Source organism: Nocardia vaccinii NBRC 15922 (genome assembly GCF_001613305.1).
GTDB lineage: Bacteria > Actinomycetota > Actinomycetes > Mycobacteriales > Mycobacteriaceae > Nocardia > Nocardia vaccinii.
In genome coordinates this window covers 1-15554 of sequence record NZ_BDCC01000043.1, presented here as the reverse complement: position 1 = coordinate 15554, position 15554 = coordinate 1, and the positions used below count along the sequence as shown (strand labels likewise).

Annotated in this window: 17 protein-coding genes and 1 pseudogene; 12 read left to right on the top strand and 6 right to left on the bottom strand. The window is 65.7% G+C overall.

Annotated elements, in window-relative coordinates; genetic code table 11:
- Positions 1 to 9: 9 nt before the first annotated feature.
- From tal to NV1_RS26155, 4 genes and pseudogenes are all read left to right on the top strand, one after another.
- The gene (gene tal / locus NV1_RS26165; RefSeq protein WP_067896733.1) at positions 10 to 1113 is read left to right on the top strand and encodes a transaldolase; all 1104 of its coding nucleotides are present in this window, start codon (positions 10 to 12) and stop codon (positions 1111 to 1113) included.
- Positions 1110 to 1403, top strand: coding sequence for a hypothetical protein (locus NV1_RS26160; RefSeq protein ID WP_067896730.1), 294 nt, complete (start codon positions 1110 to 1112; stop codon positions 1401 to 1403). Before tal ends, NV1_RS26160 begins: the two co-directional genes overlap by 4 nt.
- A 357-nt stretch (positions 1404 to 1760) precedes the next feature.
- Positions 1761 to 1994, top strand: a pseudogene (locus tag NV1_RS42445) (cbb3-type cytochrome c oxidase subunit I); the annotation flags it as partial.
- A 4-nt stretch (positions 1995 to 1998) separates the two neighbouring features.
- Entirely contained in the window at positions 1999 to 2667 is a 669-nt protein-coding gene (locus NV1_RS26155) for a tellurite resistance/C4-dicarboxylate transporter family protein (RefSeq protein WP_067896727.1), read from the top strand.
- 130 nt (positions 2668 to 2797) lie between these two features.
- Here the strand turns inward: NV1_RS26155 and NV1_RS26150 are convergent, their stop codons facing one another.
- Together NV1_RS26150 and NV1_RS26145 are read right to left on the bottom strand one after the other, a co-directional pair.
- The gene (locus NV1_RS26150) at positions 2798 to 3844 is read right to left on the bottom strand and encodes a hydroxyacid dehydrogenase (RefSeq protein WP_067896724.1); all 1047 of its coding nucleotides are present in this window, start codon (positions 3842 to 3844) and stop codon (positions 2798 to 2800) included.
- Between the two features lie 10 nt (positions 3845 to 3854).
- On the bottom strand, positions 3855 to 5186 hold the full coding sequence (locus NV1_RS26145; protein WP_084525784.1) for an IS630 family transposase: 1332 nt from the start codon (positions 5184 to 5186) through the stop codon (positions 3855 to 3857).
- Between the two features lie 302 nt (positions 5187 to 5488).
- Between NV1_RS26145 and NV1_RS26135 the strand changes: the two genes are divergently transcribed.
- Positions 5489 to 5815 (top strand): cupin domain-containing protein, encoded by a 327-nt coding sequence (locus NV1_RS26135; RefSeq protein WP_067896780.1) that lies wholly within the window; start codon positions 5489 to 5491, stop codon positions 5813 to 5815.
- Between the two features lie 28 nt (positions 5816 to 5843).
- On the opposite strand, the gene NV1_RS43830 is transcribed toward NV1_RS26135, so the two are convergent.
- Positions 5844 to 6008, bottom strand: coding sequence for a hypothetical protein (locus tag NV1_RS43830; RefSeq protein ID WP_157117373.1), 165 nt, complete (start codon positions 6006 to 6008; stop codon positions 5844 to 5846).
- Entirely contained in the window at positions 6002 to 6763 is a 762-nt protein-coding gene (locus NV1_RS42440) for a DUF2249 domain-containing protein (RefSeq protein ID WP_169813400.1), read from the bottom strand. The genes NV1_RS43830 and NV1_RS42440 overlap by 7 nt, the downstream gene beginning before the upstream one ends.
- 294 nt (positions 6764 to 7057) lie before the next feature.
- Between NV1_RS42440 and fdxA the strand changes: the two genes are divergently transcribed.
- From fdxA to NV1_RS44640, 5 genes are all read left to right on the top strand, one after another.
- Positions 7058 to 7408, top strand: a complete 351-nt coding sequence (gene fdxA / locus NV1_RS26125; RefSeq protein ID WP_067896715.1) for a ferredoxin — start codon at positions 7058 to 7060, stop codon at positions 7406 to 7408.
- Positions 7405 to 8124, top strand: coding sequence for a helix-turn-helix transcriptional regulator (locus NV1_RS26120; protein WP_067896711.1), 720 nt, complete (start codon positions 7405 to 7407; stop codon positions 8122 to 8124). Before fdxA ends, NV1_RS26120 begins: the two co-directional genes overlap by 4 nt.
- A gap of 1392 nt (positions 8125 to 9516) precedes the next feature.
- Entirely contained in the window at positions 9517 to 10257 is a 741-nt protein-coding gene (locus NV1_RS26115) for a lysophospholipid acyltransferase family protein (protein WP_067896708.1), read from the top strand.
- A complete protein-coding gene (locus NV1_RS26110; RefSeq protein WP_218027212.1) occupies positions 10254 to 11003 on the top strand; it encodes a PIG-L deacetylase family protein in 750 nt (249 codons plus the stop codon). Before NV1_RS26115 ends, NV1_RS26110 begins: the two co-directional genes overlap by 4 nt.
- 25 nt (positions 11004 to 11028) lie before the next feature.
- Complete coding sequence (locus NV1_RS44640) at positions 11029 to 11268, top strand: hypothetical protein (RefSeq protein WP_169813399.1); 240 nt, start codon at positions 11029 to 11031, stop codon at positions 11266 to 11268.
- 133 nt (positions 11269 to 11401) lie between these two features.
- Here NV1_RS44640 and NV1_RS26100 read toward each other — a convergent pair whose 3' ends face one another.
- Positions 11402 to 12271: a hypothetical protein gene (locus tag NV1_RS26100; protein WP_067896702.1), complete on the bottom strand. Its 870-nt coding sequence runs from the start codon at positions 12269 to 12271 to the stop codon at positions 11402 to 11404.
- The gene (locus NV1_RS26095; protein ID WP_067896698.1) at positions 12271 to 13368 is read right to left on the bottom strand and encodes a glycosyltransferase family 4 protein; all 1098 of its coding nucleotides are present in this window, start codon (positions 13366 to 13368) and stop codon (positions 12271 to 12273) included. The genes NV1_RS26100 and NV1_RS26095 overlap by 1 nt, the downstream gene beginning before the upstream one ends.
- 112 nt (positions 13369 to 13480) lie before the next feature.
- Here NV1_RS26095 and NV1_RS26090 point away from each other — a divergent pair, with 112 nt between their 5' ends.
- Together NV1_RS26090 and NV1_RS26085 are read left to right on the top strand one after the other, a co-directional pair.
- Positions 13481 to 14371, top strand: a complete 891-nt coding sequence (locus NV1_RS26090; RefSeq protein WP_067896694.1) for an alpha/beta fold hydrolase — start codon at positions 13481 to 13483, stop codon at positions 14369 to 14371.
- The gene (locus NV1_RS26085; RefSeq protein ID WP_157117370.1) at positions 14368 to 14892 is read left to right on the top strand and encodes a hypothetical protein; all 525 of its coding nucleotides are present in this window, start codon (positions 14368 to 14370) and stop codon (positions 14890 to 14892) included. The genes NV1_RS26090 and NV1_RS26085 overlap by 4 nt, the downstream gene beginning before the upstream one ends.
- The last annotated feature ends 662 nt before the right edge of the window (positions 14893 to 15554 follow it).

Below are 15554 nucleotides of genomic sequence, written 5' to 3'. Positions count from 1 at the left end.
GAGACACCCATGAAACCCACCCAGCAACTGCACGAGGCGGGCCAGAGCTTGTGGCTGGACAACATCACCCGCGGCATGCTCGATGACGGCACGCTCGCGCACTACATCGACGAGTACTCGATCACCGGGCTCACCTCCAACCCGACGATTTTCGACAAGGCCATCGAGGCCGGCGCCGACTACGACGACGACATCGCCGCCCGCAAAGCGGCCGGCGCGACCGACGAGGAGGTGTTCTTCGAACTCGCGCTCGGTGACCTGCGGCGGGCCGCCGACCTGTTCGTGCCGGTCCACCAGCGCACCGACGGTGTGGACGGGTGGGTCTCCCTCGAGGTCTCCCCGCTGCTGGCTCACGACACGGAAGCCACCATCGCCCAAGCCGCCGCGCTGCACACCAGAGCGGGCCGGCCGAACGTGTTCATCAAGATCCCCGGCACCGCCGAGGGACTGCCCGCCATCGAGGAATGCACCTTCGCGGGGCTACCCATCAACGTGACGCTGCTGTTCTCCGCCGAGCAGTACCTGGCAGCGGCAGAGGCGTACCTGCGGGGCATCGAGCGGCGGGTCAAGGCCGGGCTGAACCCCGCCGTGACGTCGGTGGGCTCGGTCTTCGTCAGCCGCTGGGATACCGCCGTGGCCGGCAAGGTCCCCAGCGAGTTCCGTGACCGCCTCGGCATCGCCGCCGCCACGCGGGCCTACCAGGCCTACCGGGACCTGCTCGATTCCCGCCGCTGGGCCCGGCTGGCCAACGAGGGCGCCCGCCCGCAGCGTCTGCTGTGGGCCAGCACCTCGACCAAGAACCCCGACGCGCCCGACACGCTGTACATCGACGCGCTGGCCGCCCCGTTCACGATCAACACCATGCCCGAGGCGACTCTCCGCGCGTTCGCCGATCACGGTCGCGTCGACGCCCTGATGCCTACCGACGGCGCCGACGCCACCCAGATTGTGGACGCGTACTCCGGCGTCGGCATCGACCACCAGGGGCTGGCCGCCCAGCTGCAAAGGGAGGGCGCCGAATCCTTCGACACATCCTGGCGCAACCTGCTCGCGAGCATCGCCGCCAAGCACGACAAGCTCGCCGCCAGCGGCAGCCGGAGCATCGACTCGTGAACGAGCAGACGCCCGACACCGACTCGTTCGCACGCATCCCGCAGACCGCTTACCACGAGGTGCACCTCCATGGCCCGCAGACGGTCCAAGATTCCGGGCAGCGGCTGCAAACCAAGTTGGAAAGCGACGGCATCGTGCTGACCGCCGATATCCTGCGCGCGCTCGCATTCGCAGCGGTAAAGAGGCTGAGATCTCTGACCAGGAGTCCACCGCCTCCAAACACCCACCCGCCCAGCGCAGGCACGAAAAGTGCAGCGATGCCCCAGGACTCGAACAGCATCCGCCCATGACGAACCGCCTCGATCCAGCGCCATCGATCTGTCTCATCGAGGTGCAGCGCAACGGCACCGCAGCCCCGGTTCGGCTGACCGTCGCTGCGACCGTGCCGAAGCTCGGCAACGGCGCAAGGTCTGCCCGATCCAGCACGGCTCGCCGATCACATACGCCAAACTCCATTTATACAGCGAAATGGTGTATAAACTAAGCCGGTGCACATGGGCGGTGGTGCACCCGGCCGTCACACCGGTGGGACCGGCCGATCCCCCACCCTCGGTGGCGAGCGAGATGCCGCAACGATCGAGTCGACCCCGCACCGCGGTGATTCCGACGGTCTGCACCGTGAGATCCGGTGGGGTTCGTCACCCGCCGCGATACCGTTCTTCGGAATCATTACCGAGATCCTGCCGGTATTCAGCCGCAAACCCGTCTTCGGCTACAGCACATTGGTGTACGCGACCATCTCGATTGCCGCGTTGTCGTCGGCGGTGTGGGCGCATCACATGTTCGCCACCGGCGCGGTGCTGCTGCCGTTCTTCTCTATGATGTCGTTTCTGATCGCGGTGCCGACCGGGGTGAAGTTCTTCAACTGGATCGGCACCATACGGGGTGCCGCCGGGGCTCATCACCGATTCGCGCCGGAATCCGACGCTGCGTCAGGTCGATGGAACCTGGTTCATCTGGGTCGTCGGCACCGAGTCGGTCGCGGTAGCTGCGACAGGGGTCGCGCCGTCGACCCGGAATCCGGGTCTGATCGTGTTCGCACCTGTGTGCTGGTCGATCGGGCTGATGCTGAATCTGCTGTTGGCTGCGCTCGGGTTAGCGCGGTTGCTGGTCGAGCCGGAAACCTCGGCGGAGCTCACACCATCGTATTGGGTGTTCATGGGCGCCGCGGCGATCACCCTGCTGGCCGGCGCGAAACTGCTCACGGTGTCGGATACGGACCCACCGATACCGCATGAGGTGATCGTGGGGGTGTCGATAGTGCTGTGGTCATTCTGGACCTGGTTGATTCCCATGCTTGTGGCGCTGGGCCTGTGGCGATATCTGGTGCGTGGAGAACCGCTGCGATACGAACCCGGCTTGTGGAACATGGCTTTCCCGGTCGGCATGTACGGTGTGGCGCATCGGCTCGGTCATGCGACAGGCATGGACTGGATGGTTCGGCTCGGCGATGACGAGGCGTGGGTCGTTTTCGCCGTGTGGGCTGTCGTATTCGCCGGGATGCTCGTCGCCGGGTGGCGCGCCCTGCCTCGAACCCGGCCGTCACCGGCATGACGGATCCGGCACGGCCCGGAGCGAAATCGGCGCGCGTCGAGCCGAATGGGAGCAGCCGCATCGCGATACCTCATCCCGGCTGTCGCCGGAATATGTTGCCCCGGAACCACGCCGGATCATGGACAGACAATCAGTCCGTCGTCGGCCCCCGGTCTCGCGCGCCGGATACGGGCGCTGACACGACCACGTTGCGGGGTTCGCCACCGGCGAAGGCTTCGATGTTGGACAGTGTTGTTTCGATGATCCGGTGCAATGCCTCGCCGGTGTAGTAGGCGATGTGCGGGGTGACGAGCACGTTCGGAAAGCCGAGTAGGACATGGTCGGCCACCAGGGTTTTCAGCTGCCGCTCGGCGAGTATCCGATGATGGAAGATCTCGGCCTCCTCTCGCACCGCCGGCTCCTCGGGCAGGACATCGAGACCCGCCGCGGCCACCCGCCGCTGCGACAGAGCCCGGATGAGCGCGGCCACGTCGATGACGGGTCCCCGCGCGGTATTGATCACTACGACACCGGTTTTCATCATCGCGAACTCCCGATCCGAGATCAGATGCACGGTGTCGGCGGTGGCCGGGACATGCAGCGTCACGACATCGGCGACGGACAAAACGTCCTCGAGTGCGGCGTAGCGGAATCTCCAACGCTGTGCCACCGCACGGTCGGGGCGGATATCGGTCGCGACGACGGTCATCCCGAAACCGTGTGCGATCTCGATGACCCGACGCCCGATCCGCCCGGTCCCGATCACACCGAGCACCTTGCCCTGCAGCTCGAATCCGCGCAGCCCCGAGCGGGAGAACCCGCCGCGGCGCGTGCGATCGGCTGCGTCCACAGTATGGCGGGCCAGGCACAACAGCAGCGCGAAGACATGCTCGGCCACCGTGGAATCGCCGTAGTCGGGCACGTTGCAGACGGTGATCCCGTGCGCGGCGCAGTAATCGAGATCGATGTGGTCCACACCCGAGGACCGGGTGGCGATCAACCGCAGCCGCGGCAGTCGCGCCAGCAGGCCGACGTCGAGCTGGGAGTCGACGAACGGACTGAGCACCTCGGCGCCGGTGAACCGGTCCGCGTTGCCGATGGTCAGCGGGGTGTCGCAGTAGATCACCTCATGCCCGGGTTCCAGCCGTGCACACGCCGGCCGCTCCTCTTGCTCGATCTCGACCATCGCGACCTTCATCGACAACCCCCTAGTGTCGTGGTCCCGAAATTTTCGCCATATATTTGGATAGGGATTCGAGGATCTCGTCGGCGGTTTTGCGCCAGATGAACGGTTTCGGGTCGGTGTTCCAGTTCTCGATCCAGCTCTTGACGTCTTTCTCCAGTGCCGCAACGCTTTTGTGGACGCTGCGGCGCAGGAGCTGGTCGGTGAGAAGCCCGAACCAGCGTTCGACCTGGTTGATCCAGGAGGATCCAGTCGGGGTGAAATGCATGTGGAAGCGCGGGTGTTTGGCGAGCCAGGTGTTGACAGGCGGAGCGTTGTGGGTGGCCAGGTTGTCACACACCACGTGCACGTCCAAGCTGGCTGGCACGGCTTTGTCGATCGCAACCAGAAATTTCTTGAACTCGGCCGCTCGGTGCTGTGGGTAGAGCTGGGAGATCACGGTGCCGTCGGCGATGTTGAATGCGGCGAACAAGTCACTCACCCCGTGGCGGACATAGTCGTGACTACGGCGTTCGGGCATACCGGGCATCATCGGCAGCACCGGCTGGGACCTGTCGAGGGCCTGCATCCCGGACTTCTCGTCGACGCACAGGACCACGGCCCGTTCCGGCGGGTTGTGGTAAAGGCCCACGACATCGACGACCTTGTCCACGAACTGCGGATCGTTGGACAGTTTGAACCCGTCGACCAGATGGGGTTTCAAATCGAACTTGCCCCAGATGCGGCCGATCGTGGTGCGTGACAAGCCGGTTCGCTTGGCCATCGATGTCCGTGACCAGTGCGTCGCGTTCGGCGGCATCTGTTCCAGTGTGGTGACCACCACGTCCTCGACCTGATCGAGCAGGATCGAGGGTGGCCGCCCCCTGCGAGGCTCATCGATCAGACCCTCGAGCCGTCGCTCGGCGAACCTTCCCCGCCACCGGGCCACGGTGCTTTCCATCACTCGAAGATCGTTCGCAACCTGCTTGTTCGACGCGCCCGCAGCACAAGCCAGCACGATCCGAGCCCGCAACGCCAAAGCCTGCGAGGTCTTCGCCCGCCGCGACCAGCGCCTCAGCTGCTCGGCCTCATCGCCGGTCAACACCAGCCCGACGGTCGGACGACCCGACCGACGCGCATCGCGCAGCCCGTCCAACCTCGACTCGGCGAACCGCTTGCGCCACTTGCCCACCGTCATCGCCGACACGCCGAGGTCGGCGGCCAGTCGCTCGTACACCACCCCCGGCTCGGCGCACGCGAGCACGATCCGAGCTCGCACAGCCTCCCGCTCCGACCCCGAAACCGACCACGCAACAAGCCTTTCCCGCTCAGCACTGGTCAACTCGAACTCCACACCAGCACGCCCCGAAACCGACATACAGTAACCATACTCAAATACAGCGAAAATTTCGGGACCACGACACTAGTGCGAGTCGGTGGATCTGCTCGGCGAAGATGTCACTGCCGGTAACCGCCTCGGCGAGGATCGTCGGACTACTGATCAGCCCATCGACGTGCCGGTCTCTGATCAGCTGCCCGAGACTGCCGCCGGTGAACGGCTGCGGGCTGAGATCATCGAGCCGGTTCGACACTCGCGCCTGAGAGAGTGCGGACAACCGGATCGGACACAGGCTGTCTCCCTGTGGAACAGAGGACCAGGTGACGGGAGAGGAACAGGCAATGGAGAAGTTCTCCCTGGATGCGATCGTCCGGGAACAGCTGCAGCGGGCCGTGTCGGTGGCGGCGCGGCGCAGCGCGACGGCGGTGTACGGCGGGCACGAGCACCGGCTACGGCAAACGGTGGTCGCGCTGGCGGCGGGCGCGACACTGGCTGAACACGAAAATCCGGGCGAGGCAACGGTGATGGTGCTGCACGGCCGGGTACGGCTGCAGTCTGAGCAGGCGGCATGGGAGGGCCGCCCCGGCGATCTGCTGGTGGTGCCGCAGGCACGGCACAGTCTCGAGGCCCTCGAAGACAGCGCGGTGTTGCTGACCGTGTCGAAATAGCCCGTCCGGCTGCCCGCTCCGCCGGGGCTCACCACGGCCCGTCCGACTCGGGGACCGGAGAGTTCCGATGCGGGGCCACCAGCAGGTATCTCAGGCCGTCCGGTCCTGCAGCGAACCCTCTGGATGCCAGTTTCGGCAACCACACCAGTGCGCCCGCGCCGAGGTCGAGGGTGCCCAGTTCGGTGGTCAGCACGCCTGTTCCGGACAGGATGTGCGCCAGCGCATCCACTGCCGGTCCGGGATGGGCGCTGGTGCCGGTGCCGGGTCGCAGTGTGATGATCTCGGCGTCCAGATCATGGTGCCGCATTTCCGGTAGCACCCACTGGCCCTCCGCGGTGGCGGCGTATCCGTCGGTGGTGTGTGCAAGCAGGCGTGGTACCGCAGCGGAGGCGAGCTTGGTGATGCGCACCGCGCCGCGCGGGGGCGCGGCTCGAGTGGTTGCCAGCTGTAGCTGCCGGCGTACTCGGCGTCTAACGCCTCCCTCAGATGCCCGACCGGTCGATTGTTGACCAGAACGAGCTCTCGGGCCACCGGCAGTGAATCGAGGTGGGCGAAGATCGCGCGCAGTTTGTCCGCTTCCCCCAGGTCTCGAACGTCACATTCGACCGGTGAGCCCGGGCTGTGGTGGCCCTCGGCAGGTTCGGCCGGCGCCGTGCCGCGGGGGTGGGTCGCGGTGAGCCGGCCGCGTAATTCCTCGAGGTAGGTGTCGTAGGCCGCGGCGACCTCATCGAGATACACCAGTGGCGGAAAGTCGATCACGGGTTGCCGCTCAGCCAGGAACTCCGCGGTGCACAGCACGACCTCGCCTTCGTCCAGCGACCGAAATCCCCACTCAGCCAGTACATCCGGGTGCACGACGAACTCCGAGAGCGCCGAATCGCCGTGGTCGTCGACGTGGACGCGGTATTCGTGTTCCACGACCGGCTCGATCTCGATGCGTACGGGCATGGCCACTCCTTCCTGTCCCGACCGGTGCGAAGTCGAGTTCGGCACCGGACTCCACCTACGCCGGCGCTTTTCGGCCAAGTCCAATGCCGACGGATCCGGCGGCATGCCGGCCGCAGGTGCGCCGATCATGACTTGCTGCCCTCCCGACAAGCAGCCCGATATCGAGCATCCGATGCCGAGGATTCCATCCTGAACCGATCGGACCGCGAAATTCCTACCCTTCCGTACCGGGATGGCGGTTGGTTCTGTCGGCGACGCTTAGTTTATCCAAGATTTCCCTGTATAAATAGAGGTATGGCGTATGTGATCGGCGAGCCGTGTGTGGATGTGATGGATCGGGCCTGCGTGGAGGAGTGCCCGGTGGACTGCATCTACGAGGGTGGGCGCTCCCTCTACATCCATCCCGACGAGTGCGTCGACTGCGGTGCATGCGAGCCGGTGTGCCCGGTGGAGGCGATCTACTACGAGGACGATCTGCCCGCCGCCCTTGAGCCCTACCGCGCCGACAACGCCGCCTTCTTCACCGACACCCTGCCCGGCCGCGACGAACCCCTCGGCTCCCCGGGCGGCGCGCGCAAGCTCGGACCCCTGAGCGTGGACACCCCGTTGGTGACCGGCCTACCGAAACGGAGCAACCAGCCATGACGCCCGCCACTGCATCGGGCAACCCGTCGACGACCGGGACGGAGCGAGGGCGCCGCGGCGAGGTGCTCGCGATGTTGCGGGCCTCGCCCACGGCGGTGAGCATCGCCGAGCTCGCCACGCGACTGCGCGTACATCCGAACACAGTGCGGTTCCACCTCGAGGCACTGGTCGAGGCCGGGCAGGCCGAGCGGGTCGAGGTCACCCGCACCGTCCCGGGACGCCCGCCACAGATGTTCCGCGCCCACCGAGGAATGGATCCGGCCGGGCCACGCAACTACCGGCTTCTGGCCGAGATACTCACCGCCCACCTGGCCATCGAACCCGACTCGGCCGCGCGTGCGACCGACGCCGGGCGGGCCTGGGGCCGCCGCGCCGCCCGCGACCTCGACGCGGGGCCCCCGTCCGCCGAGCAGGCCATCGGCGATCTGGTGCGGGTACTCGACGAGGCCGGCTTCGACCCCGAACCCGAAGCCGAGGGTGACCGGCCGCGGATCCGGTTGCGGCACTGCCCGTTCCTCGACTTGGCCGAAATCCGCGCCTCGGTCGTGTGCCCCCTGCATCTGGGCCTGATGCAGGGCGTACTGGAAGCCCGGACCGCGCCGGTCACCGTCACCGGGCTTGAACCGTTCGCCGCACCGGATCTGTGCCTGGCCCACCTGGCCACCACCAGTACGAGTGACACGACCGACCCGGCACCGGCGGGGGTGGGGAGATGACCCCCGCATGGGCTGTGGCCGTCGCGGCTGGTTTCTGCTGGCTCGGGATGGTGCTGGCCATCTCCTTCCTGGAGACGCCGCTGAAATTCCGGGCACCGGGGGAGCGTGCCGTGTCTGCCGTGACCGGCTTGGCTGGATCTTCGTCGAGGTCCTGCTTGCGATGGGTCCGGTAGCCGTAGCAGCCGCGCTGTGGTCGTGGTCGTGGTCGTGGTGTGGGTGGGCCGTGCGTGAGCAACGCATGCGCGAGGTGCGGGTGTGGGTGCGGACTTGAGCTGGCCGCACGGTTACCCCGCGCTTTCGTCGTCGAACTGGTGCAGGCGTCGGGGTGCGACCGAGTGCGGGCTGCTCGCGGACCGGAAGAAACGTCGTCGGCCGTGTCTCCGTTTTCCCTGCTCGAGCGTCTAGGCCAGGCATCGCGGACCGTTGGGGTCTCAGTGGCCAGAGGTGCTGCGTTGCCGTCAGGTGATTTGACGTTCTGACGATCGGTCATTGGGGTTGAGTATCCGATGCGCGGGTCTTTTGGGGGTCGCCCAGTGAGGAAGCCGTGCAGATCGGTCCTGACGGGAGTTCCTCGCCTTACGCCGCACTTCCGTTGTCGCCGAACATGATTCGTTGGGCTTGTGACCGGTTGGTCCGGCCACGCCCGACGCCGTCGCGGAGATGATCGTCGGTGGCGATGCCGAAGGTCCGGTACCTCGCCGGACCGATTAGTCTCATGAACCTCTTCGTGGGGGTCAGGGGTTCGAGTCCCCTTAGCTCCACAGAAATCACAGGTCAGGCCGGTTTTTAACCTGGCCTGACTTGTTTTATTTGGCCCAGTCCCACGGAAACCCCACGTTTTCGGGTTCGTATGTCGTTTTTATCCGGGTGCAGGCGCTGGTCGACGTAGGTCCTACCGGCCTGTCGTGGGGTTCGGGCGGGTTAGCGAGAGCGCTCAGGGCGCCCTCGTACCATGCGTGTACAGCCAGCCAGATGTATGCGGGCTGGCCCTCCGAGTCCTCCGGCTCCTTGGAGGTATTCGGGCATCGGGTTGTCTCGGTCGGGGAATGGTAAGGGAAACTGTGGTCCGGCTGAGTGATGATGCTGTCGGCTCTGTAGTCATCTGGCGAACTGGCGTGACCTGCGGGTTCGTGGTTGTTCTTGTCGGTTGCTGTTCGTGGACCCGTGACGTCCTGATGCGGACTTGGGAGGCTCTGCGTCGGAAGCTTCCCGACCCGACCACATCCGTTCCACAGCTGGCCGATCGACCCCGACCCGGCCGAGCCCGCCAACTCGGTACCGGTCAGGTCCAGGAACTCATCGCCGGATACAAGACCGGATATAAGAGTGGAGAGACGGTGTATGAGTCGGGCGCCCGCTTCGGTATCGAGCGGCGGACGGTTAGGTCACGGCATGGGTGATGTCATCTATCCTGCAGTATTTCTTGCCGTCAGGGTGGCGTCTCGCGCGCTGGGGCTGCGGATCGGAATCCGTGGCGACGTGAACATCCCCTCAACGGGCGGCGCGGTGATCGTCGCCAATCATGTGTCCTACCTCGACCCGTTCGCGGTCGCCTTGGGCGCAGCTGGGCGCCGGGTGCGGTTCCTGGCGTTGCAGGAGTTGTTCGACCACCGGGTTTGCGGGCCGATGATGCGGGGCCTGCGACAGATTCCGATCCGGTCTGCGAGCGGAGCCACGGCATATGACGCAGCCACGGACGCACTGAAGTCCGGCGAGGTGGTCGGCGTGTTCGCCGAGGCCACTATTGCCCAATCGTTCACCGTCCAGCCGTTGCGGACCGGCGCAGCCCGACTGGCAGGCGCTGCTGGCGTGCCATTGATCCCTGTGGCGGTGTGGGGAACGCACCGGTTGTGGACCAAGGGCCGGCGCGAGCTGATCCAGCCACTGCTGCCCATTACTGTTCTCATCGGCGAACCATTGCGCCCGAGATCCCACGACGATCCCGAGGAGGTCACCGAGCAGATGCGCGTGACTATGCAGGCATTGCTGGACTGCGCACAACGCGAGTACCCGTGCTCTGGTACCGAGAAGTGGTGGCAGCCTGAGCATCTCGGCGGCACGGCACCCAGCCCCGAGGAGGCCGCGGCGCGGGACGCCGATGAGAACGCTACGCGCCGCGGGCAGGTCTCGTGAGCTCGACCTGTGTGTTCCTACACGCCCATCCAGACGACGAGTCCTTGTTGACCGCGGGCACGATGGCCCGCTTGGCCGCCGAGGGCCATCGGGTCATTCTGGTGGTCGCCACAGACGGTGAAGCGGGACTCGCGGATTCGCCTGCCGGGACCGAACTCGGCGCGCGACGGAGGCGGGAAACGATGGACTCGGCGGCCGCCCTCGGCTGCGCGCGGGTGGAATTCCTCGGCTACGGCGATTCCGGATCGGATGGTGCCGCACCGGACTCGTTCTCCACTACGCCAGTCGAACAGGCTGCGGAGCGGATCGCCGCACTGCTGGTCGAGGAGCGCGCCGAGGTGGTCACGTCCTACGACCCGGCGGGGGGTTATGGGCATCCCGACCATGTTCATCTGCATCACGTGGGTTCGCTCGCGGCGCGGATCGCGGGCACCCGGGTACTGCTGGAAGCCACCGTTGACCGTGACGTGCTGCTGCGGGCGGTCCGGATCGCCGCCCTGTTTCGCCTGACACCGACCGGGCTGACGCCGGACCGGCTCGCCGGCGGCTACTCGCCCGGCAGCGCGATCACCCACCGGGTGAACGTACGCAGCTACGCAGCAAGCAAGCGGGCGAGCATGGTCGCGCACGCCAGCCAGGCAGTTGGCGGTGACGGAGTGCGCACTTTGGCCGCTCTGCTGCGGTTGCCGCAGCCGGTGTTCCGACGGGTACTCGGCACGGAATGGTTTGTGCGGCGCGATGTTTGACCTCCGTCTCGACGAGGTGCTGCTGTTGAGCACAGAGCGCGAGGACAGCCTGGTCACGGGTGGCATGGCTGCGCAGGCAACCCTGGTTCCGCAGGCCCGTCGCATTGCCCGGCGTGAGCGCGATGGGGTTCGCACGCTGGGCTATGCGGCCGACGTGACCGAATTACGCGCGATGTCAGTGCATGTGGCGGCATCGTCGATCGCTGACACGATCTTCACCGGCGGGTTGACCGCGCCGGCCGATAGCCGACCAATTCGCCGATAGCCGACCAATTCGCGGCAGGTCATCGACTCCGAGTGCATATCTGCGGTGCCGCGCTTTGCCCGCCACCGCGAGGGCGTGGAGCAGGAGGTTTTCCACGACCCGCAAAGACCGAGCGCAGTGGTGCTGCCGATCGTCACCACCACGTCTTGAACGTCTCGAACGCTACCGCCTCGTTGTGGCCGGAGCGATTCACCGTGTGATGCAACGCTCCCACGAACGCCCCAGTGGATTCGAGTGGCGTGCCGCTCACGGGTACCACGAGCCGCGACACTCGCCGCCGTGCCAGATGCGCGGAGATCCACACATCATCCTGCCACCGCACCTCGTCGGGCCAACCTTCGAAATCATGCACAGCCTCGTCCAGCGATCCGGGCGGAATCAGATATCCCCACATGCCCATCAACACGTCGACCGGGACGTGCTCGAGCACCGCCGTCCCGTAAACATGCCCGAGATACCTTGGGTCACACCCGAATCGGACATACTGGCCGCGCAATCCCAGCGCTGCGGCCGGATCCTGGCGATGGGCGGCGAGCAGGTCCTCGAGGAAGGTCTGCGGGTAGATCGCGTCGTCGTCGACGACCACGAGCACCGCGTTCGGCTCCGCCCGCAGCGCGGGCAGCAACTTCGTCGCCGGACCTTCGTCCTCGCATTGCACAATGTCCACCTCGGCGGGCAGCGACGGCGGGTCGGGGTAGGCAACCCCCGACCTGAGCGAATGCCGCGGCCAGGCCAGCAGCAGCCGATCAGCGGGGACGGTCTGGTCCAGAAGGCTGCGCAGGACCGGGCGCAGGTGCCTGCGTCGTCGCGGCACGGTCGACAGTGTCACGACGACGCGTTCGGCACGCGCGGGCACCATCCGCGGAGCTGGATCGGTCCGCAGTAGTCGGGCCGCCCGGGTCACGTCGCGAGTCAGGCTGGCAAGGGTGGCGTTACTGAACCGGTTGCGCAGGTGATCGACGTTGCTCCAAGAGATCCGGGCCACATGCACGGGCGAAATCATCAGGCGGCCTTCCCCGCCGCCTTCGCGCGGGACATGCGCGCTCGACGTTCCGCCTCGTCATAGCAATGGTGAAGCTGATCCAGCACGACCGGCCAACTGTGTTCCGATGGTGCCACCGTGCGGTTGTGCGAGGTCATCCGGTGGTGCAGCGGCATATCGCGCGCGAGCCGCACCAAGGCCGTCACCAGCTCGGCTGCCGTGTCGCCCAACAACCCCTCGCGCCCGTGCTCGACGAAATCGGCCACTCCCGTACCGGATCGGGCGACTACCGGCAGCCCCGCGGTGCGCGCTTCCAATGTGGCCAGCCCGAATGCCTCGCGACTGGTCACGTTCAGGTAGACATCCGCGGTAGCCAAGATGTCACGGATGGTGCGCTGATCCTGTACCCCGACCAACTGCACCCACCCCGTCATGCCATGCCGATACAGGTACCGCCGCATCGCGTCCGTGCGTGGACCGGCGCCGACAACGGTGGCCTGCACCGAGACCTCACCATCGAGCCGTTGCCGCGCCATTCGAAGAACTTTCAGCAGGATCAACGGTTGCCGCCGGGTCACCAACCGGCCGACAGAGACGACATGCAGTTCTCCCGATAGGCGAGAGGTGTTCTGCTGCAATGCCGGTGAGATGCCATTGGGAACAACAACCGTCGCGGTCCCGGGCAACGCGCGGGCGACCTGGTCGGCGACCACTGTGCTCACCGCGGTCAGTACGAACCGACGTCGCCAGTCACCGGCCCTTCCGATCAGGCGATAGGCCGCCCGCACGGGCGCGTCCCACATACTGTGCACCGTCATCACGGTCGGAATCCGGAGCAGCCCTAGCTGTCTCGCGGAGCGCAACGCGAACGGTGAATAGACGCTCAGATGCACATGCGCCACCTGCGGTCGTAGGCGCAGCAGCAACGAACGCAGGTGCCCAGCCCGGGTGATGCGATGCACCCTGTACGGCATTGCCATGTCGTCCTCGGTCCCGCTGGTCACAGTGATCACATGGACTTCCTCGCCCGCAGCTGTTTGGGCGCGCGCCAGCCGCTCGATCTGAACCTCGATGCCGCCGACGCGGGGAGTGAAGACATCAGTAAGGTGCACGATCACGCGTCAACCCCTCGACTGGACCCAACGCACCCACTGTGCGCCGAGCCTGAATCATAGCGAAGATGCATTATAATGATCAGTGTTCTTGCGGCACTGAGGCAAAGGTGGCGGCGTGAACGAAACTCGGGTGCTCGCCGACGACGGCACCGGACTGCATGTCGAGCTCGATGGCGATCGCGACGCCAGGCGAGTCATCATCTTCGTCAGCGGGATCAACACTGCGCTTGTCTACTGGAGTCGGCAGCGCAAGACACTTGCGGATCTGGGCACGATCGTCCTATTCGACCATCGCGGTCACGGCCGTTCCGACGAATCTCCGGTCGAGAGCGCTACCGTCGGCCAACTCGGCCTCGACATCGCCGCGATCATCGACTCGGTCGTGCCCGATCGACCGGTCGTCTTGATCGCGCATTCGTTGGGAGGTATGGCCGTATGTGCCTTGGCTGCGCATCGGCCGGAGCTGTTCGGCACCCGCATCGTGGGCGTCGCATTGTTGGACACCGTCCCATCACGATGGGGTGAAATCGCGTTGCGGCTGCCCGGTTTCGTGACCCGCGTGTTGGTCCGGGCGCTCTGGCGGGTGGTACCCCCGCTGCGCCGGATGCTCACCAATACCAGCGAGCGACGACACTCGGCATACGACTCGAGCAGCCAGACAGGTACCGGTCCGCGTATGCGGCTCGCGCACATCGACCGCGCGCGCCGGCTCGTCACGTCATTGCGAACCATGAGTCTGCTGGCATTGATCACCGACACCGCGCTGTGCGACCACAGCGCGGGGTTGGCCACACTCGGGACCACTCCCGTGTTGGTGGTTGCGGGAGATGGTGATCGGTTCATCCCTCTTCGGCACAAAACCGATGTCGCCGCGAGTATTTCGGGTGCACAGCTCGTAATCATTCCCGACGCGGGACATCTGAGTTCGATCAAGAAACCCGAAGAGGTCGACCGGCACCTGCGTGCTTTCATCACGAGTCTGGATCTCGCAGAGTGTCGGGCATGAAGACCGCCTATCTCCTCCTGGGTCCGGAGAGCAGCGGGACACGCATGTTGGCGCAGGCGTTCGTGGCTGCGGGCTGTTTCGGGGACGGCGGCCATGAGCAACGGATGGATGACCTCGACTTCACGGGCCGTCCGAACACGATCGTGTTCCGCCAGAGCCTGCCGCACGGCGATGGCTGGCCTGACTGTCCAAGGATCATCGGCTCCATGGCCTCGGCGGGCTATACGGTGCAACCGGTATTGATCATCCGAGACAAGGACCACACGGTACGGTCACAACGTGCACGTAAGCATGTCATTTTCAGCCGCCAGGCACGGCGGCGCATCGCCGATGCGCTCGACTTCGCATACTGCCAGCTTGCCAAGGTAGGCCAGACTCCGCTCGTCATACTTTATGAGCCATTCGTCCGTCATGAAGCCGTACGGCGGGCGTTCTTCGAGCAACTGGGCCTCGAATACCCGACCATGGAGTTCTTCGACGCCGACGCTCGCCACCACCGCACCGGCGTCCGGTGGTGGTAACAACGTCAGGATCCACAAGGAATGATGGGAATAGGCAGTGTCAGCCTGTCACTGTCAATCATCGCAGATCCTGCCGATCGTTCGCGAACACTCGATAATCGGCATAGAGCGAGCGTTCGGGCTGACCCGCTGTGCAGGTTGCGTATCGTTTGGCGGCGCTACGTGGGCGCAGACTCGGGGCAAGCCCCGCGGTTACCCCGCGCTTTCGTCGTCTATGTGACGTCGGTGTCGGGGTGTCTGCCGGGGGAGAGATGCTCGCGGAGCCGGAGGCGCATCGTCGGTTGTTTAGCTTTTCCCTGGTCAGCCGTCTGCTGAGGTTTCGTGCGCCGTCTTGGGCGTAGCCAGTCAGCAGGCTGCGTGGGCTACCTCGACTCGACATTCTGACGACCGGTCATCGAGGGTCGAGTGTTCGTTGTGACGGTAGTTTCGGGGTGGTTCGAACGGGGGCCGTGCGATGGGGGCAGTTTCTCACTGCACCCTGTATTTCCGTTGTAGCTGAACGTAATTCGCCTGGATTGCAGCCTGCTGGTGTGCCCGTCTGCGTTGCCGTCGCAGGGTCGGTCGTTGGGGTCGGTGCCGAACGTCGACGCCTCGCCGGATCGACGAGTCTCATGAGCCTCTTTGTGGGGGTCAGGGGTTCGAGTCCCCTTAGTACTCCAGCC

Excerpts from the sequence above, each read along its gene's own strand:
- tal (WP_067896733.1), top strand. The coding sequence starts at position 10 with ATGAAACCCACCCAGCAACTGCACGAGGCGGGCCAGAGCTTGTGGCTG.
- NV1_RS26150 (WP_067896724.1), bottom strand. The coding sequence starts at position 3,844 with ATGAAGGTCGCGATGGTCGAGATCGAGCAAGAGGAGCGGCCGGCGTGT.
- NV1_RS26145 (WP_084525784.1), bottom strand. The coding sequence starts at position 5,186 with ATGTCGGTTTCGGGGCGTGCTGGTGTGGAGTTCGAGTTGACCAGTGCT.
- NV1_RS26135 (WP_067896780.1), top strand. The coding sequence starts at position 5,489 with ATGGAGAAGTTCTCCCTGGATGCGATCGTCCGGGAACAGCTGCAGCGG.
- NV1_RS42440 (WP_169813400.1), bottom strand. The coding sequence starts at position 6,763 with ATGCCCGTACGCATCGAGATCGAGCCGGTCGTGGAACACGAATACCGC.
- fdxA (WP_067896715.1), top strand. The coding sequence starts at position 7,058 with ATGGCGTATGTGATCGGCGAGCCGTGTGTGGATGTGATGGATCGGGCC.
- NV1_RS26120 (WP_067896711.1), top strand. The coding sequence starts at position 7,405 with ATGACGCCCGCCACTGCATCGGGCAACCCGTCGACGACCGGGACGGAG.
- NV1_RS26115 (WP_067896708.1), top strand. The coding sequence starts at position 9,517 with ATGGGTGATGTCATCTATCCTGCAGTATTTCTTGCCGTCAGGGTGGCG.
- NV1_RS26100 (WP_067896702.1), bottom strand. The coding sequence starts at position 12,271 with ATGATTTCGCCCGTGCATGTGGCCCGGATCTCTTGGAGCAACGTCGAT.
- NV1_RS26085 (WP_157117370.1), top strand. The coding sequence starts at position 14,368 with ATGAAGACCGCCTATCTCCTCCTGGGTCCGGAGAGCAGCGGGACACGC.